General features: G+C 71.6%; 23 protein-coding genes. 16 read left to right on the top strand and 7 right to left on the bottom strand.

Features of this window, described 5'->3' with window-relative positions:
- Window positions 1-149 precede the first annotated feature (149 nt).
- Window positions 150-1,178, bottom strand: a complete 1,029-nt coding sequence (locus OIE69_RS25330) for a LacI family DNA-binding transcriptional regulator (RefSeq protein WP_326575912.1) — start codon at window positions 1,176-1,178, stop codon at window positions 150-152.
- Window positions 1,179-1,335: 157 nt separating this feature from the next.
- Here OIE69_RS25330 and OIE69_RS25325 point away from each other — a divergent pair, with 157 nt between their 5' ends.
- From OIE69_RS25325 to OIE69_RS25310, 4 genes are all read left to right on the top strand, one after another.
- Window positions 1,336-2,682 carry an ABC transporter substrate-binding protein gene (locus OIE69_RS25325; RefSeq protein WP_326575910.1) on the top strand — a complete coding sequence of 449 codons (1,347 nt, stop codon included), beginning with the start codon at window positions 1,336-1,338 and terminating at the stop codon, window positions 2,680-2,682.
- A 5-nt stretch (window positions 2,683-2,687) separates the two neighbouring features.
- Window positions 2,688-3,719, top strand: coding sequence for a carbohydrate ABC transporter permease (locus tag OIE69_RS25320; RefSeq protein ID WP_392567567.1), 1,032 nt, complete (start codon window positions 2,688-2,690; stop codon window positions 3,717-3,719).
- Between the two features lie 5 nt (window positions 3,720-3,724).
- Window positions 3,725-4,642, top strand: coding sequence for a carbohydrate ABC transporter permease (locus tag OIE69_RS25315; RefSeq protein ID WP_326575906.1), 918 nt, complete (start codon window positions 3,725-3,727; stop codon window positions 4,640-4,642).
- Window positions 4,643-4,719: 77 nt separating this feature from the next.
- Complete coding sequence (locus OIE69_RS25310; protein ID WP_326575904.1) at window positions 4,720-6,192, top strand: GH1 family beta-glucosidase; 1,473 nt, start codon at window positions 4,720-4,722, stop codon at window positions 6,190-6,192.
- Window positions 6,193-6,214: 22 nt separating this feature from the next.
- Here OIE69_RS25310 and OIE69_RS25305 read toward each other — a convergent pair whose 3' ends face one another.
- From OIE69_RS25305 to OIE69_RS25295, 3 genes are read right to left on the bottom strand one after another with little or no spacing between them, the layout of a single operon-like run.
- Window positions 6,215-6,415 carry a DUF397 domain-containing protein gene (locus OIE69_RS25305; RefSeq protein ID WP_326575902.1) on the bottom strand — a complete coding sequence of 67 codons (201 nt, stop codon included), beginning with the start codon at window positions 6,413-6,415 and terminating at the stop codon, window positions 6,215-6,217.
- Complete coding sequence (locus tag OIE69_RS25300) at window positions 6,412-7,227, bottom strand: helix-turn-helix domain-containing protein (RefSeq protein ID WP_326575900.1); 816 nt, start codon at window positions 7,225-7,227, stop codon at window positions 6,412-6,414. Before OIE69_RS25300 ends, OIE69_RS25305 begins: the two co-directional genes overlap by 4 nt.
- Before the next feature lie 51 nt (window positions 7,228-7,278).
- Complete coding sequence (locus OIE69_RS25295) at window positions 7,279-8,040, bottom strand: GNAT family N-acetyltransferase (RefSeq protein ID WP_326575898.1); 762 nt, start codon at window positions 8,038-8,040, stop codon at window positions 7,279-7,281.
- A gap of 37 nt (window positions 8,041-8,077) precedes the next feature.
- Between OIE69_RS25295 and OIE69_RS25290 the strand changes: the two genes are divergently transcribed.
- From OIE69_RS25290 to OIE69_RS25265, 6 genes are all read left to right on the top strand, one after another.
- Window positions 8,078-8,698 (top strand): hypothetical protein, encoded by a 621-nt coding sequence (locus OIE69_RS25290; RefSeq protein ID WP_326575896.1) that lies wholly within the window; start codon window positions 8,078-8,080, stop codon window positions 8,696-8,698.
- A gap of 10 nt (window positions 8,699-8,708) precedes the next feature.
- A complete protein-coding gene (locus tag OIE69_RS25285) occupies window positions 8,709-9,290 on the top strand; it encodes a hypothetical protein (RefSeq protein WP_326575894.1) in 582 nt (193 codons plus the stop codon).
- Window positions 9,291-9,613: 323 nt separating this feature from the next.
- The gene (locus OIE69_RS25280) at window positions 9,614-11,431 is read left to right on the top strand and encodes a YwqJ-related putative deaminase (RefSeq protein WP_326575892.1); all 1,818 of its coding nucleotides are present in this window, start codon (window positions 9,614-9,616) and stop codon (window positions 11,429-11,431) included.
- Between the two features lie 26 nt (window positions 11,432-11,457).
- Window positions 11,458-11,934: an SUKH-3 domain-containing protein gene (locus OIE69_RS25275; RefSeq protein WP_326575890.1), complete on the top strand. Its 477-nt coding sequence runs from the start codon at window positions 11,458-11,460 to the stop codon at window positions 11,932-11,934.
- Window positions 11,927-12,316: a YwqJ-related putative deaminase gene (locus OIE69_RS25270; RefSeq protein WP_326575888.1), complete on the top strand. Its 390-nt coding sequence runs from the start codon at window positions 11,927-11,929 to the stop codon at window positions 12,314-12,316. Before OIE69_RS25275 ends, OIE69_RS25270 begins: the two co-directional genes overlap by 8 nt.
- Window positions 12,313-13,215 (top strand): SUKH-3 domain-containing protein, encoded by a 903-nt coding sequence (locus tag OIE69_RS25265; protein ID WP_326575886.1) that lies wholly within the window; start codon window positions 12,313-12,315, stop codon window positions 13,213-13,215. The genes OIE69_RS25270 and OIE69_RS25265 overlap by 4 nt, the downstream gene beginning before the upstream one ends.
- A 163-nt stretch (window positions 13,216-13,378) precedes the next feature.
- On the opposite strand, the gene OIE69_RS25260 is transcribed toward OIE69_RS25265, so the two are convergent.
- A complete protein-coding gene (locus tag OIE69_RS25260; protein WP_326575884.1) occupies window positions 13,379-14,713 on the bottom strand; it encodes a tetratricopeptide repeat protein in 1,335 nt (444 codons plus the stop codon).
- A 186-nt stretch (window positions 14,714-14,899) separates the two neighbouring features.
- On the opposite strand from OIE69_RS25260, the gene OIE69_RS25255 reads away from it, so the two are divergent.
- A complete protein-coding gene (locus tag OIE69_RS25255) occupies window positions 14,900-15,301 on the top strand; it encodes a hypothetical protein (RefSeq protein ID WP_392567566.1) in 402 nt (133 codons plus the stop codon).
- A gap of 34 nt (window positions 15,302-15,335) precedes the next feature.
- A complete protein-coding gene (locus OIE69_RS25250) occupies window positions 15,336-16,199 on the top strand; it encodes a spermidine synthase (protein WP_326575880.1) in 864 nt (287 codons plus the stop codon).
- Between the two features lie 30 nt (window positions 16,200-16,229).
- On the opposite strand, the gene OIE69_RS25245 is transcribed toward OIE69_RS25250, so the two are convergent.
- Window positions 16,230-16,790, bottom strand: a complete 561-nt coding sequence (locus tag OIE69_RS25245; protein ID WP_326575878.1) for a hypothetical protein — start codon at window positions 16,788-16,790, stop codon at window positions 16,230-16,232.
- A gap of 108 nt (window positions 16,791-16,898) precedes the next feature.
- On the opposite strand from OIE69_RS25245, the gene OIE69_RS25240 reads away from it, so the two are divergent.
- The 3 genes from OIE69_RS25240 (at window position 16,899) to OIE69_RS25230 (ending at window position 19,810) form a co-directional block, all read left to right on the top strand.
- Complete coding sequence (locus OIE69_RS25240; RefSeq protein ID WP_326575876.1) at window positions 16,899-17,576, top strand: response regulator transcription factor; 678 nt, start codon at window positions 16,899-16,901, stop codon at window positions 17,574-17,576.
- Window positions 17,573-18,961, top strand: coding sequence for a sensor histidine kinase (locus OIE69_RS25235; protein WP_326575874.1), 1,389 nt, complete (start codon window positions 17,573-17,575; stop codon window positions 18,959-18,961). Before OIE69_RS25240 ends, OIE69_RS25235 begins: the two co-directional genes overlap by 4 nt.
- A gap of 405 nt (window positions 18,962-19,366) precedes the next feature.
- Entirely contained in the window at window positions 19,367-19,810 is a 444-nt protein-coding gene (locus OIE69_RS25230) for an SRPBCC family protein (RefSeq protein WP_326575873.1), read from the top strand.
- Window positions 19,811-20,157: 347 nt separating this feature from the next.
- Here the strand turns inward: OIE69_RS25230 and OIE69_RS25225 are convergent, their stop codons facing one another.
- Window positions 20,158-20,841: a TetR/AcrR family transcriptional regulator gene (locus OIE69_RS25225; RefSeq protein ID WP_326575871.1), complete on the bottom strand. Its 684-nt coding sequence runs from the start codon at window positions 20,839-20,841 to the stop codon at window positions 20,158-20,160.
- 260 nt (window positions 20,842-21,101) lie between these two features.
- On the opposite strand from OIE69_RS25225, the gene OIE69_RS25220 reads away from it, so the two are divergent.
- Window positions 21,102-21,986, top strand: a complete 885-nt coding sequence (locus OIE69_RS25220; RefSeq protein WP_326575869.1) for a phosphatase PAP2 family protein — start codon at window positions 21,102-21,104, stop codon at window positions 21,984-21,986.

The raw sequence follows: 21,986 nt of genomic DNA, 5'->3' as shown, positions 1-21,986 counted from the left end.
CACAGGTCATAACGGGCGTACAGAGAGCTCCGCCGCTTCGCGGCTCCGACTCAAGGACCCATTCCTCCCCGGCCTGAAGACCGGGGCATCCTGGGAGAAATCACGTGACGGGGCTCACTCCCCCGGCCGGCGCTCCGGCCCCGCGGCGGTCAGGCGGACTCGCGGCGCACGAGCTCGGTCGACAGCACGACGTGCCGGCGGGTGGCGGTGCTCGCCGCGATCTCCTCCAGCAGCACTCGCGCCATCGTGCGGCCCATCTCCTCGATCGGCTGCCGCACGCTGGTGAGCGGCGGGTCGGTGTGGCGGGCGATGGCGGAGTCGTCGAAGCCGATCAGCGCCACGTCGTCGGGCACGCGCCGGCCCTTCTCGCGCAGCACCTGCAGCGCGCCGCCGGCCATGACGTCCGAGGCCGCGAAGACCGCGTCGACGTCGGGTCGGCGCTCCAGCAGCGCCCGCATCGCGGCGCGGCCGCCCTCCTCGGTGAAGTCACCGGCCGCGACCAGCGCGTTGTCGTGGAGCAGCCCCGCGCCCTCGACCGCCTGGCGGTAGCCGTCGAGGCGGCAGCGGGCGACGTACATGTCCAGGGGACCGGTGATGGTCGCGACGCTCCTGCGCCCGAGCCCCAGCAGGTGCGCGACCGCCGAGCGGGCGCCGCCGACGTTGTCGGAGTCGACGTAGGACACCGACTCCAGGTCGGAGCGGCGGCCGCTCAGCACCGTCGGCATCTCCAGCTGCTCCAGCAGGTCGGGCAGCGGGTCGTCCTCGTGCACCGAGGCCAGCAGGACGCCGTCGACGCGGTGGGCGGTGAGGTACTGGGCGAAGCGCTGCCGTTCCTTGGGCGTGCGCAGCAGGGTGAGCAGCAGCTGCATGTCGGTGTCGGCGAGCTCGGCGCCCACGCCCCGGATGATGTCGGAGAAGTACGGCTCGGCGAAGAGCCTGGTCTCGGCCTCCGGGATGACCAGGGCGATCGCGTCCGTCCGGTTGCCCGCCAGGGCGCGCGCCGCGCGGTTGGGGACGTAGCCGAGCTCGGCGATGGCGGCCTCGACCGCGGCCTTGGCATGGTCGCTCACCCGAGGTGATCCGTTGATCACCCGGGAGACGGTGCCCCGGCCCACTCCGGCCCGCGCGGCGACCTCCTCAAGCGTCGGCCTGCCGCTGCGCCGTCCGCCCAACACCATTACGGCCTCCCAATCACGAGGTGGTAACTGCGCCAACTTAGAGCGTCTGCTCCCTTGACACCTCATCGGGGAACGGAGACTCTTCAACACATCACATGTGGGAGCGCTCCCACACTATCGAACACGTACACTTCCCGCACGTACCCGGAGGACCCGAATGCGCACGACAAGGAAGTCGTCCCGGCCACGAGGCCGTACCGCGGCCGTCGCGATAACCGCGGTGGCAGCGCTGGGAGTGAGCCTGCTCGCCGGCTGCTCGAAGGACAGCGACGGGCCTGCCAAGGCCGGTGGCTCGGAGGGTGACGGCAAGGGCAAGATCACCCTCACGGTCGGCACCTTCGGTGTCTTCGGCTACAAGCAGGCCGGTCTGTACGAGGAGTACGAGAAGGCGAATCCGAACATCACGATCAAGGAGAACGTGATCGAGCGGAACGACGCCTACTACCCGCAGCTCCTCACCCACCTCGCCGCCGGCAGCGGCCTGAGCGACATCCAGGCCATCGAGGTCGGCAACATCAACGAGATCGTCACCACCCAGGCGGCGAAGTTCGAGGACCTCTCCAAGGCCGCCGGCGTCGAGAAGTCGAACTACCTCGACTGGAAGTGGGCCCAGGCCAGCACCTCCGACGGCAAGACGATCGGCCTCGGCACCGACATCGGCCCGATGGCCATCTGCTACCGCACCGACCTGTTCAAGAAGGCGGGTCTGCCCACCGACCGCGCCGAGGTCGGCAAGCTGTGGGCCGGTGACTGGAGCAAGTACCTGGACGCGGGCAAGACCTACACCGAGAACGCGCCCAAGGGCACGACGTTCCTGGACTCGTCCGCCGGCCTCTACCAGGCGATCAGCAACTCCGCCTCCGAGCGCTACTACGACAGCAGCGGCAAGGTCATCTACAAGACCAGCCCCTCCGTGAAGGAGGCCTGGGACCTGGCCATGGAGGCCACCACCGGGAAGATGACCGCCAAGCTGAAGCTGTTCGACAAGGCCTGGGACCAGGGCTTCGCCAACGGCCGCTTCGCCTCGCTCCCCTGCCCGTCGTGGATGCTCGGCTACATCCAGGAGAAGGCCGGCGACGCGGGCAAGGGCAAGTGGGACGTCGCCGCCGCGCCTAAGCCCGCCAACTGGGGCGGCTCCTTCGTGGGTGTGCCCTCGGCCGGCAAGAACAAGGAAGAGGCCGTCAAGCTGGCCGCGTGGCTGACCGCCCCCGCCCAGCAGGCCAAGGTCTTCGCCAAGCAGGCGAGCTTCCCGAGCGCCCCGGGCTCCTATGACCTGCCCGAGGTCAAGGACGCCAAGCACGAGTACTTCAACAACGCGCCGATCGGCCAGATCTTCGCCGACGCCGCCAAGAGCATCCCGACCCTGGTGATCGGTCCGAAGGACCAGCAGATCTACACGGCCATCACCGACGTCGGCATCCTGCAGGTCGAGCAGCAGGGCAAGTCCCCTGCTCAGGGCTGGGCGGCTGCCGAGAAGGAAATCGACAACGCACTGGACCAGTGACCCGCATGGCTTCGGAGATCTCCGACATGACCGCAGTGACCGCGCCCCCCTCCGAGGGGGGCGCGGCCCCGCGCGGCGGCTCCGGCCGTCCGCGCGACGCACGTGACGAGCGACGCGGCCGCTGGCGCAGCCGCCGCTACCGGTGGGACGTCAAGGCGATGCCGTACGCCTTCGTCTCGCCCTTCTTCCTGTTCTTCGCCGCCTTCGGCCTCTTCCCGCTGATCTACACGGGCTGGTCCTCCTTCTACCGGGTGGAGCTGACCAACCTCGACGCGCGCGAGTTCGTCGGTTTCCACAACTACACCCGTCTGCTGGAGGACGAGTTCTTCTGGAACGCCCTGAAGAACACGTTCACCATCGGTGTGATCTCGACCGTCCCGCAGCTGCTGATCGCGCTGGGCCTGGCCCACCTGCTCAACTACAAGCTGCGCGGCTCGACCTTCTTCCGGGTCGCGATGCTCACCCCGTACGCCACCTCGGTCGCCGCCGCGACGCTGGTCTTCACGCTGATGTTCGGCACCGACTACGGCATGATCAACTGGGCGCTGGAGCACCTCGGGTTCAGCAACCACATCGACTGGCGGGCGGGCACCTGGTCCTCGCAGATCGCCGTCTCGTCGATCGTGATCTGGCGCTGGACCGGTTACAACACCTTGATCTACCTGGCCGCCATGCAGGCCGTGCCACACGACCTGTACGAGTCCGCCGCCCTGGACGGCGCCTCGCGCTGGCAGCAGTTCCGCCATGTGACCATCCCGATGCTGCGGCCGACGATCCTCTTCACGATCGTGGTCTCGACGATCGGTGCCACCCAGCTGTTCGGCGAGCCGTTCCTCTTCGGCGGCCCCGGCGGCGAGAAGGGCGGCTCCTCCCACCAGTTCCAGACGCTGGGCCTCTACCTGTACGAGCAGGGCTGGACGAACTACCACCTCGGGCGGGCCTCGGCCATCGCCTGGGCGATGTTCCTGCTCCTGCTGCTGATCGCCGCCGCCAACGGGCTGGTCGCCCGATGGCTGCGCAAGAACCACGAGGGGTGACGACGATGGCCACCATCTCGACCAACCCGGCGGATCAGGCGGCCGGCGCAGCGGACGCGCCCCGCAAGGCGAAGCGCCGCACCCCCGGGGCGCCCAAGGCCGGACGGCAGCTGCACGCGGGCCCGTTCACCTACATCGTGCTGATCGTCTTCACGGCGATATCGCTCTTCCCCCTGGTGTGGACCGCGATCGCCGCCTCCCGGACGAACTCGCGGCTGGCGCAGACGCCGCCACCGTTCTGGTTCGGCTCGAACCTCTTCAGCAACCTGCAGACCGCGTGGACCGAGGCCAACCTCAGCACGGCGCTGCTGAACACGGCCATCGTCGCCGGCAGCATCACCATCGGCACGGTCCTGTTCTCGACGATCGCCGGCTTCGCCTTCGCCAAGCTGCAGTTCAAGATGAAGAACTTCCTGCTGATGCTGACCATCGGCACCATGATGGTGCCGCCGCAGCTGAGTGTGGTGCCGCTGTTCCTGTGGATCGCGGACCTGGACTGGACGAACCACCTCCAGGCGGTCATCCTGCCGACCTTCGTCAGCGCCTTCGGTGTCTTCTTCATGCGGCAGTACCTCTCCCAGGCCCTGCCCACCGAGATCATCGAGGCCGCCCGCGTCGACGGCGCCAGCAGCCTGCGGATCGTCTGGCACGTGGTCTTCCCGGCCGCCCGGCCCGCGATGGCGGTCCTGGGCATGCTGACCTTCGTCGCGGCCTGGAACGACTTCTTCTGGCCGATCATCGCGCTGACCCAGGAGAACCCGACCGTGCAGGTCGCGCTCACCAGCCTCGGCCGCGGCTACATCCCCGACGAGTCCGTCATCATGGCCGGCGCGCTGCTCGGCACGCTCCCGCTGCTGCTGGTCTTCGTGATCTTCGGCAAGCAGATCGTCGGCGGCATCATGCAGGGCGCGGTCAAGGGCTGATCCCCTCCCCCGGCCGCGGCCGCGCCCCTCCCCCCTTTACTCCTCTTGTTCACTCGTTCCGATGGGAGCGCTCCCGTATGACAGCGTCCGACATTCGTCCCGCAGCGAGCGGCACCGCCGCAGTAGGCGGTCACCAGTTCCCGCCCGGCTTCCTGTGGGGTGCGGCCACCGCCGCGTACCAGATCGAGGGCGCCGCTGCAGAGGACGGGCGCACCCCGTCGATCTGGGACACCTTCAGCCACACCCCCGGCAAGGTCTTCGAGGGCCACACCGGCGACGTCGCCGCGGACCACTACCACCGGTTCCGTGACGACGTGCGCCTCATGGCCGACCTCGGCCTGAGCGCCTACCGGTTCTCGGTCTCCTGGTCCCGCGTCCAGCCCACCGGCCGCGGGCCCGCGGTGGAGCGCGGCCTCGACTTCTACCGCGCGCTCACCGACGAGCTGCTGGAGCACGGCATCCAGCCCGCCGTCACCCTCTACCACTGGGACCTGCCGCAGGAGCTCGAGGACGCCGGCGGCTGGCCCGCTCGCGACACCGCGGAGCGCTTCGGCGAGTACGCGCGGATCGTCGGCGAGGCACTCGGCGACCGCGTCCAGCTGTGGACGACCCTCAACGAGCCCTGGTGCAGCGCCTTCCTCGGCTACGGCTCCGGCGTCCACGCCCCGGGCCGCACCGACCCGGTCGCCGCCCTGCGCGCCGCCCACCACCTCAACCTGGGCCACGGCCGCGCCGCCGAGGCGCTGCACTCGGTCCTCCCGGCCCGCGCCCAACTCGGCATCACGCTCAACCTGCACCAGGTCCGCGCGCTCACCGGCTCCCCCGCCGACGTGGACGCCGCGCGCCGCATCGACGCCGTCGGGAACCGGGTCTTCACCGGCCCCCTGCTCAAGGGCGCGTACCCGCAGGACCTGCTGGAGGACACCCGCGGCCTGACCGACTGGTCCTTCGTCCAGGACGGCGACCTCGCCGCGATCAAGCGCCACCCGCTGGACGTGCTCGGCATCAACTACTACACGCCCACCCTCGTGTCGTCCGCCGACTCCGCCGACGGGCCGCGCAGCGACGGACACGGCTCCAGCGAGTTCTCCCCCTGGCCGGGCGCGGACGACGTCGCCTTCCACCAGCCCCCCGGCGAGCGGACCGCGATGGGCTGGTCCGTCGACCCCACGGGCCTGTACGACCTGCTGATGCGGATGAACCGCGAGTTCCCCGACCTGCCGCTGCTCATCACGGAGAACGGCGCGGCCTACGAGGACTCCGTGGGCCCCGACGGCGCCGTGCACGACCCGGAGCGGGTGGAGTACCTGCGCGTCCACCTGGAGGCGGTCCACCGCGCCATGCGCAACGGCGCCGACGTGCGGGGCTACTTCCTGTGGTCCCTGATGGACAACTTCGAGTGGGCGTACGGGTACGACAAGCGCTTCGGCGCGGTCTACGTCGACTACGAGACGCAGGAGCGCATCCCGAAGTCCAGCGCACTCTGGTACGCGGGCGTCGCCCGCACGGGCGCGCTCCCCGACGCGGCGGAGGCGGACTCCGCGTCCTGACGGACCGGCGGGACGCGGCGCACTATTCGGAGGGGGGCGCCGCGTCCCGTCCCACGCCGCGGAGGAACTCCGTCCAGGCGGCGGGGGTGAAGGAGAGGGCGGGGCCGTCCGGGTCCTTGCTGTCCCGGACGTGCACGCGGTGCGGGGTGGTGGCGACCTCGACGCAGTTGCTGCCTTCCGTGTCGCTGTGCGTCGACTTGCGCCAGGACAGTCTGCCGCTCATGCCTCACCCGCCATCCGCTTGATGAATCGCGCCGACTCGTCGGCGCCGAGGGCCTCCGTGCGGATCATGCCATGCCGTTGCGTCAGCGCACCCACTTGTTCCGGGTCCGCGGTCAGCAAGCTGAGTGACTGCCCCTCCGTGAGGGCCAGCCGTTCGTGCTCCCGGGTCTCCAGCAGCACGATGGGCCCGTTGAGTCCGGGGTGAGCGCCGGCGGCGAACGGCAGTACCTGCAACGAGACGTTGCGCAGGCCGGCCACGTCCAGGAGGTGCAGAAGCTGCCGCCTCGCCGTGTCAGGGCCGCCCACCGGACAGCGCAGGGCCGCCTCGTACACCACGAAGCTGAACTCCACGGGTGGAGTGCGCCGCAGCAGGGCCTGGCGTTCCAGCCGTGCCCGGACCCGCTCCTCCAGAACCTCGTCGCCGAGCGGCGGCCGATGCGCGCCGAGCAGGGCGCGCACGGTGGCTTCGATCTGGAGCAGGCCGGGGATCAACAGCGGTTCGTACGACCAGAGGCTGACCGCCTCCGACTCGTAGCGGAAGAAGTCCTGCGACCTCGCCGGGAATCTCTCCGGCTTGAGGTAGGCCTCCGCTGCGGCAAGCTTCCCCTGGGCACCGCACAGCTGATCCGCGATCTGCAGGAAACGGGAACTGGGGCGGCGGCGGCCCTGCTCCATGGACTTCACCGTCTCGTAGCCGTAGGCCGCCTCGCGGGCCAACTGATCGCGCGTGACGCCCGCTTGCTCACGCCAGAGCTTGACCTGGTTGCCGCAGTACCGCCACGCCATCGGCGGCCGGGTCGCCTCGCCGTTCATCCGCACCCACCCCCGCACTCTCCGTGCCCACAAGACTACGGAAGGGCACCGTCAGCCGCGTCCGAAGCTGTGGAAGCGGCCGACGACGGTGAAGCCGCGGCGGCCGTACCAGTGCCGGGGCCAGTCGTCCGCGTCGGCGATCAGGAAGCGGGTGGCGCAGCCGGCGTCGACGGCCTGGCGCAGGGCCGTGGACAGGACGGCGTCCGCGTAGCCGTGCCCGAGGTGGGCCTCGGCGGTGATCAGGTCCTCGACCTGGGCGATGCCCGACGCGCGGTCCATGTAGAGGTCCGCCCAGGACGCGACGTCGCCCTCGGGCGTCCGCGCGCCGATGAATCGGACGACGGCCGCGCCGCGGTGACGGACCTCGCGGCGGTCGACGAGCTGGCGGACGACGTCCTCACCGGCCTCCGGGAGGAAGCCGCGCCAGCGCCGGGCGAGGGGTTCGCGGAAGGCGTCGAGGTCCACTTCCTCCGCGGGGCCACCGTCCGGGACCGGGCCGGTGTGCAGCATGACGAGCTCGGCGGAGTGGCTGTAGCCCGCGCGCACCATGGGCCCCGCGCAGGCGGTGCCCGTCGCGTCGTCGAGGACGGTGACGGCCCGGTGCGCGAGGTGGCCGAGCGCGTCGTCGGCGAGGGCGGGCAGCGTCTCCGGGTCGACGCCGCCGTCGACGACCACATGGTTGTTGCCGTGGGAGTGCGCGTAGGCGTCGTCGAGGACGGCGAAGCCGCCGGGGAGCTCGACGGTGCGCGCGGCCTGGCGGCGGGCGAAGGCGGCGACGAAGGCGCGGATCCGCCGCAGTTCCGGTCCGGTCATGAGGTGCAGCCTAGGCGGGGCGCTAGGGTCGTGGGCCATGGCGATGCAACTCTTCCAGGCCGACGGTGACTTCGTCGACCGGATGATCGCGCTGGCGGGCCTGCCGTGGAGCCGTCGGTCGGTCGAGGACGCGTTCGTGGCCAACGGTTGGGAGGTCCCGGAGGACGAGGAGGAGGGACCCGTCATCGGCTGGTGGGAGGTCCAGTTCCTCCCCGGGCGTGAGGAAGGCGTCGACGACTGGTGGCTGGAGCTCGGCGATCCTCCCGGCTGCGTGGACGACGGCTCCCCCGACGCCGTGTGCGCCCACACCGGGTGCCGTGCGGGCAGCTACGTCCTGCACCCCTTCGCGTACTTCGCCGACCCCGACGACCCGGCTGAGTGGGACAACGAGTTCGGGCCCTGGCACAGCCGCCCCGACGTGCGGGGCGAGGCGACGTCAGCGGACTACGACGCCGAGTATCTGCGTGTGGCGGCGCTGCTGCGCGACCGCCTCGGGGAGCCGGAACCCGCGGGCCCCTGGCCGTACGAGGACATCGACGCCACCCGGCACGTCCGCTGGGCGCGGGGTGAGGCGTACGTGATCCTGCTCGACGGGAACGACGCCCTGTCGTACGGCGCCTACCGCCGCGGGGGCGTCGCCGTCCGGCCGAAGCGTTAGGTACGCCGTCATGGCCGTGCAACTCCGAGACGTCGACGACGATCTGCTGGACCGGATCATCGAACTGGCGGACCTGCCCTGGAGCTACCGGGCCTTCGGGGACGCGTTCGTGCGCAACGGATGGCACCACGTCGGCGACGACGGGGCGACCGTCATAGGCTGGCTCGACGCCTGGCCCATCGGGGAGGACGGGCGGGGCTCCGGCGGGCACTGGCTGGAGCTCGGCGAATACCCGGGCTGCGGCGACGACCCCGAGGCCGTGTGCGCCCACCCGGAGTGCCGTACGGACTGCTCGATCGTGCTGCCGTTCGCGTACTTCACAGAAGGCGAGACCCCCGAGGGCTGGAACGGGGATGCCGGCCTCGACGGCTACGACGCCGCGTACGACCGGATGGCGGCGTTGCTGCGCGCCCGGCTCGGCGAGCCCGAGCCGCCAGGGCCGGGAGTCCACGTGCCCGAGTTCGCGTCCCGGGCCCTCGTGTGGCCACGCGGCGAGTCCCGGGTCGTTCTGCTCGACGGCGACGACGCGTTCTCCTACGGCTCCTGCCGGCGCGCGGGCATCGAGGTCCGCCCCGGGACGAGCGACCGGTAGGCGCCCGTGACCGCCGCGGGAAACGGGGAGGCACAGCGCGATACGCGTCGCCAGGGTCACTGCGGAACGGGTTGCGGAGCAGGCGTGCCCGGGTGTCACGCATTCCCCGGGGCGGCCGGACGGACGGCGAGCGCGGCACGGCGGCACGGCGGCACGTGGCCTGTCGGACACGACGACGCGGAGATCACCGTCCGCCGGATGTCCGGTCATCCGTCACAGGTGTTCTCCCGGGGACAGCCGGTCGATTTCAGTCCAGTTGAGGAACCTCTGCCACTCGCGTAGCGTCAAAACCCCTGCTGCCGCAGTCAATCGGAGACACGGGGGTGTCCGCGGTGGGCGTCGTGCTGCCCGACGAGCTGGCGTACGTGCTCGACCTGATCGGCGTCGCCTGGCCGAACGTCGACGAGGACGACTACCGCGAGATGGCCACGTCGCTGCGGGACTTCGCAGACGACATCGACGGCGGCGCGATGGACGCCCACTCCGCCGTACAGGAGTTGCTGGGCGCGAACGCGGGCGCCGCCATGGACGCCTTCGAGGCCCACTGGGGCAAGGTCAGGGGCACGCACCTGGCCAATCTCGCCGAAGCCGCGCGGATGGGCGCCGTCGCGCTGGACGGGGTGGCGATAGCCATCGAGGTCGCCAAGGGCGCCGCGATCATCCAACTGGGCATCCTGGCCGTGGAGATAGCCGCGACCATCGCCTCCGCCCCGATCACGCTCGGGCTGTCGAGCTTCGCCGGAGCCGCCGCGACCCAGGCGACCCGGATGATCGTGAAGAAGATCTTCCGTGAGGTCATCAACCAGGTCGTCGACCAGTTGATGTCCCTCGCCACCGCCCCGATCTACGCCGCCTTGGAGTCGATGGCGGCCGACCTGGTCATCCAGGTCGGCTCGAACGCCCTCGGCCTGCAGAAGGGCGTCGACCTGCGCCGGACGGCCGACGCCGGCAAGGAGGGCTTCGGCGAGGGTGTCGACGGCGCCAAGAAGCAGGCCGACAGCTTCACCCTGGCGAGCGCCGGAGGCGGCGGAGGAGGCGGCGGCGGCACCAGTGGCGGCGGCAGCGACCACTTCCAGAGCGACGAGGACAGCTTCGCCCGGGTCGACACCCGACTCGACGGCATCACCGGCTCGATGCGCGGCAGGTCCAGGGGACACATGGGCCGGGCCCGCAACGCCAAGGGCCGCACCGGCGGCCGGGGCGAGATCGCGGAGCACATCATGCCGATCGCCACGAAGATCGTGGACGGCATCGGCGAGGCGGCCGAGAAGGCCGTGGGCCACATGCGCAACGACATGCGCAAGGGCCTGAAGCAGATGCACGCCAACCACCGCGACAACGACGAGAAGATCGCGGACCAGTTGAAGGGCATCAGCAAGTCCCACGGCAGGCCGTCCTCACCCGCGGCCGGCTACTCCACCGGGTCCGGATCCGGCAGCGGCGGCTCGGGCGGGCCCAGTGGCGGAGGCCCCAAGGGCCCCGGCGGCGGGGGACCCGGCCAGGGAATCGGGGGGCCGTCGGGCGTTCCGCTCAACCCGCAGCCCGGCTGGCACGGCAAGAGCGCGGGAAAGATGAAGTGTCACCGCCGTGACGCCGTGGACGTGAGCCACCTCAGCCCGGAGGACCGGATCAAGGTGCTGGAGGACGAGGCCGGTTCCCTCGCCGACGACGCCAACGACAGCGCCCTCCCCGCGCACAACCAAGTCGGCGGAAACGACTACATCAAGACCGGGTGCGCCGGCAGTCTGCTGCACGACGGAGTCGTCACGTCCCACACCAGCGCCACGGGACGGCACGGGCAGAAGGTTCCCGAGGCCCATCCCGTTCTGCAACAGGTCTACGACGACATCAAGGCCGAGAGCGATGCTTCGGACCGCCCATTCACGGGGGCCGGCCACGGAAAGTGCGCCGAAGTGGCACTGATCTCGGACAGACTCCATCAACTTGATCCGACCGGCCGGTCGATTCGCACTGTGGACGACGCACGAGACGCCCTGGCGGGAAGTATCATCCATTCGCGGCAGATCGGAAACCTCACCGACAAGGACGGTAACGTGGAGATGGCACACGGCGAGTACAAGCCTCCTTGCCGCTCCTGCGCTCGGGCACTCCCCATACTCGGAGTACACGCACACCAGTGACGTGGGACACGCAAGAGGACGTTGAAATGCCTTCAGACATCTCGCGGGCCGAAGTCGACGCCTGGCTCGCACAGAACGGATGGTTCCCGGGCCGGGACGTCGCGGACCAGGTCCGGGAACACGTCGCCTTCAGACTGCGGAATGCCGAGGAGCAGGGATTCCCACTCGCCCGCTTGGAAAGCGCCATGCGGTTCGTGAATTCCTTCGGCCTGCTGACGCTCCCGTATCCGGCCGCGCCGGAGATCGCCATGGTGATCAAGCCTGACGTGGGATACCGAGGCGATGCCGAGGATTTCGCCGAACTTGCCGGCGACATCGGCCGGTCCGTATTTCCCGTCGGGTACGAGACATCGGAGCGCGGCATCGTCCTCGTGGATGAAACGGGGCGGTTCTTCTATCTCCACGAAACCGGCCCCTACTTCCTCGGCGACAACGAATTCGAGGCGTTCGCATGGCGGCTGAGCGGCCGTCAACTGCGTGACGCGGAGGATTACTATGTCTGACGCGGTACCCGGGGTGGCGTCCTCGTTGCTCGTACAGGGCACCGTGGTGAGCCAGACGAACCTGCGCGGTGACGGGGTCCCGGAACTGCATCCCGCCGTGAGTCGTTTCTTCGACGCCCTTCCGCCCGAATCGAAGGCTCCTTTCCTCGGCCGTTGCGCCGAATCCGCACTGGTCTCCGATCAGTTGTGGCTCATCGACTCCCGCCGGACGGACGGTCTGACCACCACGCTTCAGGAGGCGGCGGACCACTTCAGCGGTTCCGCGATGGTGTCCAAGCTGATCCGCGAGTCGGGCGATCCCCGGCACGGGCAGAAGACGACGCCCTGCCCGGCCTGTGGAGCGCTGCTGGACGAGTTGGGAATCAGGTTTCTCGGGCCGTGAATGTCCAGAAGGAACACGCGACGAACGCCGCCGCCCGGTCGTCGGCGGGAGACCCCGCACGCCTTGCTCAGCAGTGGGTGCTCGAGACCGTCACGACGGTCAGCCCCGCCGGCGGGCTGCGGTGGGAATTCTTCCCGGTCGCCGACGAGGCGCTCCGGCGGTATTGCGGGATGTCGGCCGCGCCCCCGGCCGTGGCCTCGCCCGGAGCCGAGGTGGCCCCACGGGGGTTCACCATCGATCCGCGCGCGGGGCGCTTCGCGATCCACACGTTCCGTGCGCAGGGTGAGCGCATCGGGGCCAGGCTCTTCCCCTTCGGACAGGTCGACGGTGACGGCCTCCTCGCGGTGGACGAGGCAGGAAGACTCTTCTGCGTCGATCACGGCGGCTGGTGGCACCTGGGGGACACCGCGACCGCGGGTCTGACAACGCTGATCGAGGGCCGTGCACCGCTGAGGGTCGGCGACGACGGCATATGGGCGACACGGGAAACGGAGGTGTGGTCCTGCAGCGGGCCCGGGCTCCGGACCGCCGACGCCACGACGGACGTGGTGCGCGGCGCCATGACCATGGCGTGGATCCTGCACAAGCACGGCGTGCTGTCGACGGCTTCGGTGCACATCCCCGCGCTTCGACGCGACTTCGACCTCCGCGCCGGTTCGCTGGAGGACAACGCGATGCTGCTCACCGAGCAGGTCCCACCCGGCCTGGAGGGCGTGGGCGACCTCAGCCTGGTGCTCACCGCGCCCTCCTCCCCCTTCACGTGCCGGGTGGCACGCGAGACCACGGGCGCACTCGACGTCCGGCTCTGCCGGAGGGGCTCCGAGGTGGCGGTCCCAGGGCTGCAGGCGGCCGTTTCCGAAGCGGAGGGCTTCCTCGGACGCCGTTTCCCGGCCTCGTGACGGACCGAGGGCCGTCCTCCGCCGGCGCGGGGAGATTCTTCGGCTCACTCGGGCACGTGCGAGGACATCCGGGCGAATTCGGCGGTTGCGTGTTCGACGAGAGGGTCCCGGCTGCTCGAACCGGGGAAGGCACATCCGCGAGGCGCTGCCGGGGCACACACCGTCACGCCGGCCGTGACTGCGCCTGTCCCCGCAGGAATTCGGCGACGTCCGGGCGCCGGGAGTACGGCTGGAGGGTCTGCGCGGCGGAGGAGAGCATGCCCCGCACGCGCGGGGACTGGACGCCGCCCAGGAGGTCGAGGACGCGGATGCCCGCATCGGTGGCCTCGTCGACCCGGCGGGCGGAGGCAAGGTTGTTGGCGAGTTCCGCTGTGTACAGCGCGGCGTTGCGCGTGAAGTGCGGGGCCTGCAGGCCGACCGCGCGCCGGGCGTGCTCGGCGGCACGGTGGTGGTCGCCGAGGGCGGACCAGGACTGGGCCTCCAGACCGGAGAGTTCGGCCTCGCCGTAGAAGGTCATCCACTCCGGGTCCGCGGCGCAGGGGCCGCGGCCGAACAGCGTGTGGGCGCGGGCGAGAGCGCGTTCGCAGCCGGGGCGGTCGCCGAGGCCGGCCCAGCCGCCCGCCTCGCGGAGGGCGAGCAGCGAGAGCAGGCGGGGCGAGCCGAGGTGGCGGGCGGCCTGCTGGGCGGCCTGGGCGGCGCGGACGGCCTCGCGGAAGCGGCCGGCGTCGCGGGCGAGGAAGGAGGCGTTGCAGAAAGCGTGCGACTCCAGGGCGCGGTCGCCGGCCATGCGGGCGGTGGCGAGGGCCTCGCCGTAGAAGGAGCGGGCGTCGGCGAGGCGCCCGGAGTCGTGGGCCAGCCAGCCGACGGAGATGGCGAGTTCACCTGCGCCGCCCATCAGGTCCTCGGCGACGGCCTGGCTGTAGGTGCCCTCGTCGAGAAGGCGGTACGCGGCGCCGAGGGAGTGGCCGGCCTGACGGTAGAGCGCGCCGGCGCCGTGCCGGTCGTCGTGCAGGCGGATCTCGCGGACGGCCGCGCGGACGGCCCTGGCCTGAGGTCTGCCGACCTTGTGCACCGTCTCCGCCGCGGCGGCGGGCCCCAGCATCAGGGTGGTGGCGATGGCGGCCGGGCCGCCGGTCATGAACGCGCGACGCAGCACGTCGCTCTCCTCGTCGGTTTCGGTCTCGTACGGGCTCGGCCGCGGGACCGGCCGGGGCGCCGCCGTCGCCGGGACGCGCCGGCCGCGGACCAGTTCGCGCGGTTCGAAGCCCATGTCGGCGAGGTCGCGGCCGGGGAACATGTGCCGGAAGACCCGCTCGTAGGCGTAGTTGGGGCAGCGGATCTCGCCCGACTCCACGCGGCCGATATAGCGCGCGTCACAGCTGACCTGCTCGCCGATGTCCCGCCCCGCGCGGCGTACGGCGGCGGCGAACTCACCGGGGGACCGGTCTCCGCGCAGGCGCCGGAAGGCTGTGTTGGGGGTGGAAGGTGACGAGTGCATCGCCGGGCTCCCGTTGGACGGTCGGTGCGGTGCCGGGTGGCGGCGCGACGACCGTACTCGCTGTGAGCGTCCGAGTACCGGGAGTTTGGCTACAAAAGGGATATCTCACCCTCCATTCGCCATGAAACGCCACCCCTGACGGCGTCAAGGAGGCGTAGCTGTTGACGTCCGCGCGCGTTGGACACCGTGCAACCCACCGTGCAACCCACCGTCCGACCCCAAGGAGGATTCGCCTTGTTGGACGAGCCATGGGACCTGGTCACCGTCCCCTCCCGGCAGGGGCTGGAGGCCGTGGACATCCTGCGCATGCGGACCGGCCTCGGGCCCGTGCTGCACAACAGCTCGGGTGACAGCCTCGGCTTCCTGGTGCCGCCGGGCACCGCCGACGGCTGGGACCTGCCGGGCAGCGCCTGCACGCAGACCGAGGGCGGCGGCCTCACCGTCCCCGGCGAGCTGCGGGAGCCGCCGGTGGCGGGCACCGGCTGGCTGGTGCCGCCGCGCAACGACACCGCCGTGACGGACCCGGCGGTGCTGCGTGACGCCCTCGGCGAGGCGGCCCGGATGATCGAGCTGGCCGACCGGCTCTGAGTCCGCCCTCCGGCCGCCGCCCATACTGGGTGGCATGGCACCGCGCAGGACGAGGACGACGAAGGCACCCGAAGGCATACGCGAGCAGGTCGGCGGGGGTCTCGCCGAGCTCGTGCCGGACCGGGACCGGCCGCGGGGCTGGTCGCTGCTCATCGACGGGGCGCCGCAGTCGCACGTCGACCTCGACGACCCGGAGCACCTGGACTTCTCCTACCAGCGCAGGCTCGGCCACGTCGTCGACCTCGCCGCCCCGCCCGGCCGCCCGTTGCGCGTGCTGCACCTCGGCGGCGGCGCGCTGACCCTGGCCCGCTACACCGCGGCGACCCGGCCGCGCTCGACGCAGCAGGTGGTGGAGCTGGACACGGCGCTGGTCGACCTGGTGCGGCGGGAGCTGCCCTGGGACCGCACCTGGCGCATCAAGGTGCGCGGCGGCGACGCCCGCGAGGGCCTGGCCAAGGTCCCGGAGGCCTGGGCGGACCTGGTGATCACGGACGTCTTCGGCGGGGCCCGTACGCCCGCCCACCTGACCAGCACGGAGTTCCTCGCGCAGGTGCGGCACACGCTGGCGCCCGGCGGGCTCTACGCCGCCAATGTGGCGGACGGCGGACGGCTGGAGTTCCTGCGGGCGCAGATCGCGACGGTACGGGCGTCCTTCCCGCACGCGTGCCTGGCGGCGGATCCCGCCGTGCTGCGGGGGCGGCGCTTCGGCAACGTGATCCTTGTTGCCGCGGACGGCGAGCTGCCCGTCGCGGAGTTCACCCGGCGCGTGGCCTCGGACCCGCATCCGGGGCGGGTCGAGCACGGCAGGGAGCTGGAGGCCTTCGCGGGCGGCGCGGCGGCGGTCACGGACGCCACGGCGGCGGCCTCCCCCGTACCCCCGGAGTCGGTGTTCCGCTAGGGCTGCCAGGACCGGGGCGGGTCGGGGGCCCTAACCCCCGGTGTTCTGCGCCTTGTAGGTGTCGACCGTGGGCGGGTGCCCGTTCCAGGTGCAGAAGAGCGAGGAGGTCGTGGTGGCCGAGACGAAGTCGACCCGGATCCACTCCGGTTGCTTCCAGACCTTCATCTCCCAGCCGGAGTCGGGCGTCGCCGAGACCAGGGTCGCGGAGGCCTCGCCGAGGTCGAGCACGACCCGTCCTCCCTCGACCGTGTAACCGTGCACGTTGCCGGTGTCGGCGGAGGAGGTCCTGGCGGGGGTGGCCGAACCGCGCGGGCGGGCCGGGGCGGTGGAGGGGCCGGTGCGGGGCGTGGCCGGCGCGGTCCGGTCCGGGCTGCCCGTGGCCCCGGGCTCGGCGGCGCGGTGCGTGGCGCCGCCGTCCGGTGTCTGCGTGGGGGCAGGGACCTTCTCGGCGACCGGCTCGGAGATCGGCAGGGCCCGGGGCGGGTCGTAGGCCGTGCCGGCCAGGACGTGGTGGACGCCGAACCACGACAGCGCGACGGCGGCGCTCGTGGCGAGCGTCCACGCTCCGGCGTGCGCCAGTCCTTTTAGCATCCGCCCATGGTGCCGGACGCACCCCCGAAACGGAGCCGGGGGTTGCGCTTCCCGTTCTGACGTGCTCGCGCCCACCCGGCATCCCCCCGATGGGCTAAGTTGCGGGCCATGGCAAGTGTGCTCGTGGTCGAGGACGACCAGTTCGTGCGCTCCGCCCTCATCCGGCACCTCACCGAGGCCGCGCACACCGTACGGAGCGTGGGCACGGCCCTGGAGGCACTGCGGGAGGTCGCGCAGGTCGGTTTCGACGTGGTGATCCTGGACCTCGGCCTGCCGGACCTGGACGGGGCCGAGGCGCTGAAGATGCTGCGCGGCATCACGGACGTGCCGGTCATCATCGCGACGGCGCGGGACGACGAGTCGGAGATCGTGCGGCTGCTCAACGCCGGCGCCGACGACTACCTCATCAAGCCGTTCTCGGTCGAGCACCTGTCGGCCCGCATGGCGGCGGTGCTGCGCCGCTCCCGCACCCACGAGGCGGACCGGGTGCTGCGGGTGGGCGGGCTGCAGATCGACGTCCTGCGCCGCCAGGCCGTCCTGGACGGGACCGCGCTGGACCTGACCCGCCGTGAGTTCGACCTGCTGTCCTTCCTGGCGGCCCGGCCGGGCGTGGTGGTGGCGCGGCGCGAGCTGCTGTCCGAGGTGTGGCAGCAGTCGTACGGCGACGACCAGACCATCGACGTCCACCTGTCCTGGCTGCGCCGCAAGTTGGGCGAGACGGCGGCCCGGCCGCGCTATCTGCACACACTGCGCGGGGTGGGAGTGAAGCTGGAGCCACCGCGGTGAGGTGGGCGCTGGTCAAGGTCTGCGTCGCGGTGACGGCCATGGTCGTCGTCGCCTTCGCGGTGCCGCTGGCGCTCACCGTCAAGGAGATGGCCCGGGACCGGGCCATCGGCAACGCGGAGCGGCAGGCCGCGGCGATAGGCCCGGCGCTGGCGATCACCACCGACCGCACCCAGCTGGAGCGGGCGGTGGCGTCCACCCAGGCGGGCGCCGACGGGCGGATCGCGGTGCGGGTGCCGGCGACCGAGGGCACGGCCGGGGTGCAGATCGGCGACCCGCACGCGCCGGACGCCGACCTGGAACGCGCCTCGGAACTGGGCCGGGCCTCCACCGTCCCGGTGGCCGGGGGCTACGCCCTGCTGCAGCCGACCGCGGTCAGCTCCGGGTCGGTGGCGGTGGTCGAGGTGTTCGTGCCGGACGGCGAGGTCAGCCGCGGGGTCACCGCCGCCTGGGCGGTGCTGGCGCTGGTCGGCGTGGGCCTGATCGTCGGTGCGGTGGCCGTGGCGGACCGGCTGGGCACCCGCATGGTGCGCCCCGCCAAGCGCCTCGCGGAGGCCGCGCACGGCCTGGGACGCGGGGACCTGACCGTACGCGTCCCGGAGGACGGCCCGGCCGAACTGCGCTCCGCCGCAGTGGCGTTCAACGCGATGGCGGACCAGGTGGTGCAACTGCTCGCCAACGAGCGGGAGCTGGCCGCCGACCTGTCGCACCGGCTGCGCACCCCGCTGACGGTGCTGCGGCTCAACGCCGCCTCGCTCGGCGACGGTCCGGCCGGGGAGCAGACCCGGCACGCGGTGGCCCAGCTCGAGCGCGAGGTGGACCAGATCATCCGCACCGCCCGGGCGCAGCAGGCGCAGAGCCAGCCGGTCACGGTGGGATGCGACGCGGCCGAGGTGATCCGGGAGCGGATGGCCTTCTGGTCGGCGCTCGCCGAGGACCAGGGACGCGAGGTGAGCACCGCCGGCGTCGAACGCCCCGTGCGGGTGCCGGTGGCCCGGAGCGACCTGGTGGCGTCGCTGGACGCGATGCTCGGCAACGTCTTCCGGCACACCCCGGAGGGCACGGCCTTCGCGGTGGACGTGCACAGCAGCCAGGAGGCGGTGATCGTGCTGGTCTCCGACGCCGGCCCGGGCATCACGGACCCGGCGGCCGCGATGCGGCGCGGCCAGGGCGCGGGCGGGGACGGTTCGACGGGCCTCGGGCTGGACATCGTGCGGCGCCTCGCGGAATCGACCGGGGGCGACGTGCGCCTCGGCGCCTCGGTGCTGGGAGGCGCGGAGATCCGGGTGTGGATCGCGCTGCGGCCCCTCGCGACGGGCGGGAAGCGGAACCACCGGGTGGTGCGCCGCAGGCGGCTGAAGCGCCCCGCCGCGGCCACGGAGGCCTGAACCGCGGCGGGCCGCGGTGGTCCCCCGCCCCCGGGATCCGGCCGGGGCTCCGGCCGGATCCCGCGACCGGCGGGTCATCCCCGGTAGACGTCGCAGTAGTCGTAATAGACGTAGTGGGCGTCCTCCCCGGCGTAGCAGTAGTCGTCGGTGACGTATCCGTTCACGGCGCCGGCCCGTGCCGATGCCGGAGCCGCGAACGCGGTGGTGGGGATCAGCGCGCCTCCCGCGGCCAGGCGGCGGAAGCGGCGAGGACCAGCGGGCGCCGTGTGCGAGGTGTGCGAGTCGTGGGATGTCTCCTTCGGTGTGCGGTTGCGGTGAGAGGAAGGGGCCGAAGACCGATGAGTTTCGGGTCCGGTCCCCGTCTACCGTGCGGCAACCCCACAAGAGCGAGACATGGAGCATGAGATGACCGCGGAACAGACGACGGCCGAGGGCTACTCCTACACGTTGCAGCGGATGTTGGAGAGTCCGGTGGCGGCGGTGTGGAACGCCTGGACGACTGCGGAGTCGTACGCGCAGTGGTCCTACGCCGCCCCCGGATCCGTCGAGATGGACGTGCGGCCGGGTGGGACGTGGAAGGCGACGATGGTCACCCCGGACGGCGGGGAGTTCCCGTTGACCGGCTCGTACTCCGAGGTCGACGAGAACCGGCGTCTGGTGATCGGCATGGACGTGCCCGGGAGGGCCGAGCCGGTGCTCATGACCGTCGAACTCGCCGAGCAGGGCGCCCACCGGACTCGCATCGTGGTCGCCCAGACCTGCGACACCGCCGCGGATCGCGACCTCGCCGAGCAGGGCACCACCATGCTCCTGGACAGCCTGACGGCATTCCTCAGGACGGCCCGCTGACCCATGTCCCGTCAGGCTTCGCGCCCGCGGTGCTCGCGCCCCACCTGATCACACGCTTAGCCTGATCTTAAGCCCGCCATAAGAAATCGAACGCCCGCGCAGCTCTGGGCATTTGTCCGAATCGGCAGCGCTAGCGTGCCGTTCCATGAGGAACTCACATCGTCGTCGTCCCACCCGCGGGGTCGCCCTCCTCGGGGGTGTGACCGCGGGTGCGGTCGTCGCGGCCGGGGCCTTCGCGGCCCACGGCGGCTGAGGCCGCACCCGACCATCCCCCTCCCCCCACACGGGCGCCCCGGCCGGCAGTTCAGCACCCCCGCCCCGGCCGGGGCGTTCCCGTGTGCGCGGGATCACGTGCGGATCAGGCCGTCCAGCAGCGCGGACAGCCCGGCCTCGTACTGCGCCTGGCCCGACTGCTGGGCCGCGACGAGTTCGGGGGCCAGGCCCACGAGCGAGGGGTAGCTGTCCGGCGGCAGATCGGCGAGCCGGCTGCGGATCTTCTCGCGCAGCCCGGCCTCGGCCTCCTCGCACTCCGCGCGTTTGCGGCGCACCACCCACAGGGCGGCGCCGACCGTGTACTGCATCAGCGCCACTTGGGCGCGCGCGGCGGCGGACGGGTCCAGTCCCGCGGTGATCAGCAGGCAGAGCATGCGGTCGATGACGGCGATGGGCTCGTCGCCGCGCAGCGGGCGGCTCGTGAGCAACTGGAGCGCGGAGGGATGCTCACTGAGAAGCCGGTACACACCGACACAGAGTTCAATAAGCTGCCCGCGCGGCAGGCCGGTGCCGGAGGGCAGCTCGATCTCGCCGAGCAGTCGTTCGTTGACCGCGTCGATGATCTCGTCCTTGCCCTTGAAGTGGGAGTAGACGGCCATGGTGCCGACGCCGAGCTCCTGGGCGAGAGCGCGCATGGTGAAGGCCTCGGGCCCGTGGCGGTCGAGGAGCGCGACGGCGGCGTCGAGGATGCGGTCCGGGTTCAGGGTGTTACGGGGGACGCGGCGCCGTGGGGAGCGGGCCGGCGGGGTGACAGTCATGAGGGATGCGTGTCCGGTCGGGGGGAATCGTGCGCGAGCGGGCGGGAGGTTGAGCGGTTTCCTTGATTCTCCCGCGTTCCGGAGCAACCCGGGGAGGTGGCGGGGCGTCTTTTCGCACGTCTTCCCGAGCACGGCTGTTTGAATCCAGGACGAATCGGAGGTGAAGGGAATAGGCGGGGCCGGTGCCCGGGTTGGTTAGCGTACGTCGTACGGTAGTCCGATGTGACTCTCAAAGGGAGAGATGGGGGGAGAACGGCCGGATGACCATGAGCATGACCGCCCCGCGGGCGTCCGCCTACCGGGGCGGGCTCCGCTGGTGGACCGAGCTGCCGCTGATCGCGGTGGTCTACGGCCTCTACACCGCGGGCCGCCTCCTCGTACGCGGCGACGTGGGCCGGGCAGTCGACCACGGCATCGCCGTACTCCACCTCGAAAGCGCGCTCAGCATCGACCCGGAGCGCTGGCTCAACTCCCTCTTCAGCCGCTACCGGGCGCTCGGTGTTCCCGCCGACTTCTGGTACGCCTCACTCCACTACCTGGTCACCCCGCTGGTGCTGGTCTGGCTCTGGCGCCGGCGGCCGACCGTCTACCGCGTCGCCCGCACCTGGCTGCTGGTGTCCACCCTCATCGGGCTGATCGGCTTCACCCTCATGCCCACCGCCCCGCCGCGACTGCTGGCCGCCGGCCACGGCTTCGTCGACACCATGGCGCAGTACGGCTCGTACGGCTGGTGGGGCGCGGAGGCGAGCGCGCCGCGCGGACTGGGCGGGATGACCAACCAGTACGCCGCCATGCCGAGCCTGCACGTCGGCTGGTCCCTGTGGTGCGGCATCATGCTCTGGCGCCACGGACGCACGTCCTTCGTCCGCGCCCTGGGCGTCCTCTACCCCCTCGGCACGACCCTGGTGGTCATGGGCACCGCCAACCACTACCTGCTGGACGCCCTGGCCGGCATCGCCGTGATGGGCGTCGGACTCCTCCTGGCGCGCCCCGCGCTGCGTGTGGTGGACCTCACACGGGACGCCGCGCGCACCCGGCTCGCGGCACCGCGGCACGTCTCCTCCACGGTCGTCGCGACCTCCCGCGACGTCGCCCCGGCGGACGTGGGGATCCTGCCGGCACCTGCGGTCGAACCGCGGCGCTGA

This window comes from Actinacidiphila glaucinigra (assembly GCF_035918135.1).
Taxonomy (GTDB): domain Bacteria; phylum Actinomycetota; class Actinomycetes; order Streptomycetales; family Streptomycetaceae; genus Actinacidiphila; species Actinacidiphila glaucinigra.
This window is presented reverse-complemented; position numbering and strand designations above follow the sequence as displayed.

Coding starts and splice junctions, on each gene's coding strand:
- OIE69_RS25285 (WP_326575894.1), top strand. CDS start 8,709: ATGGCCGTGCAACTCCGAGACGTCGACGACGATCTGCTGGACCGGATC.
- OIE69_RS25250 (WP_326575880.1), top strand. CDS start 15,336: ATGGCACCGCGCAGGACGAGGACGACGAAGGCACCCGAAGGCATACGC.
- OIE69_RS25260 (WP_326575884.1), bottom strand. CDS start 14,713: ATGCACTCGTCACCTTCCACCCCCAACACAGCCTTCCGGCGCCTGCGC.
- OIE69_RS25230 (WP_326575873.1), top strand. CDS start 19,367: ATGACCGCGGAACAGACGACGGCCGAGGGCTACTCCTACACGTTGCAG.
- OIE69_RS25275 (WP_326575890.1), top strand. CDS start 11,458: ATGCCTTCAGACATCTCGCGGGCCGAAGTCGACGCCTGGCTCGCACAG.
- OIE69_RS25245 (WP_326575878.1), bottom strand. CDS start 16,790: ATGCTAAAAGGACTGGCGCACGCCGGAGCGTGGACGCTCGCCACGAGC.
- OIE69_RS25300 (WP_326575900.1), bottom strand. CDS start 7,227: ATGAACGGCGAGGCGACCCGGCCGCCGATGGCGTGGCGGTACTGCGGC.
- OIE69_RS25295 (WP_326575898.1), bottom strand. CDS start 8,040: ATGACCGGACCGGAACTGCGGCGGATCCGCGCCTTCGTCGCCGCCTTC.
- OIE69_RS25270 (WP_326575888.1), top strand. CDS start 11,927: ATGTCTGACGCGGTACCCGGGGTGGCGTCCTCGTTGCTCGTACAGGGC.
- OIE69_RS25325 (WP_326575910.1), top strand. CDS start 1,336: ATGCGCACGACAAGGAAGTCGTCCCGGCCACGAGGCCGTACCGCGGCC.
- OIE69_RS25330 (WP_326575912.1), bottom strand. CDS start 1,178: ATGGTGTTGGGCGGACGGCGCAGCGGCAGGCCGACGCTTGAGGAGGTC.
- OIE69_RS25220 (WP_326575869.1), top strand. CDS start 21,102: ATGACCATGAGCATGACCGCCCCGCGGGCGTCCGCCTACCGGGGCGGG.
- OIE69_RS25290 (WP_326575896.1), top strand. CDS start 8,078: ATGGCGATGCAACTCTTCCAGGCCGACGGTGACTTCGTCGACCGGATG.
- OIE69_RS25310 (WP_326575904.1), top strand. CDS start 4,720: ATGACAGCGTCCGACATTCGTCCCGCAGCGAGCGGCACCGCCGCAGTA.
- OIE69_RS25305 (WP_326575902.1), bottom strand. CDS start 6,415: ATGAGCGGCAGACTGTCCTGGCGCAAGTCGACGCACAGCGACACGGAA.
- OIE69_RS25315 (WP_326575906.1), top strand. CDS start 3,725: ATGGCCACCATCTCGACCAACCCGGCGGATCAGGCGGCCGGCGCAGCG.
- OIE69_RS25225 (WP_326575871.1), bottom strand. CDS start 20,841: ATGACTGTCACCCCGCCGGCCCGCTCCCCACGGCGCCGCGTCCCCCGT.
- OIE69_RS25320 (WP_392567567.1), top strand. CDS start 2,688: ATGGCTTCGGAGATCTCCGACATGACCGCAGTGACCGCGCCCCCCTCC.
- OIE69_RS25240 (WP_326575876.1), top strand. CDS start 16,899: ATGGCAAGTGTGCTCGTGGTCGAGGACGACCAGTTCGTGCGCTCCGCC.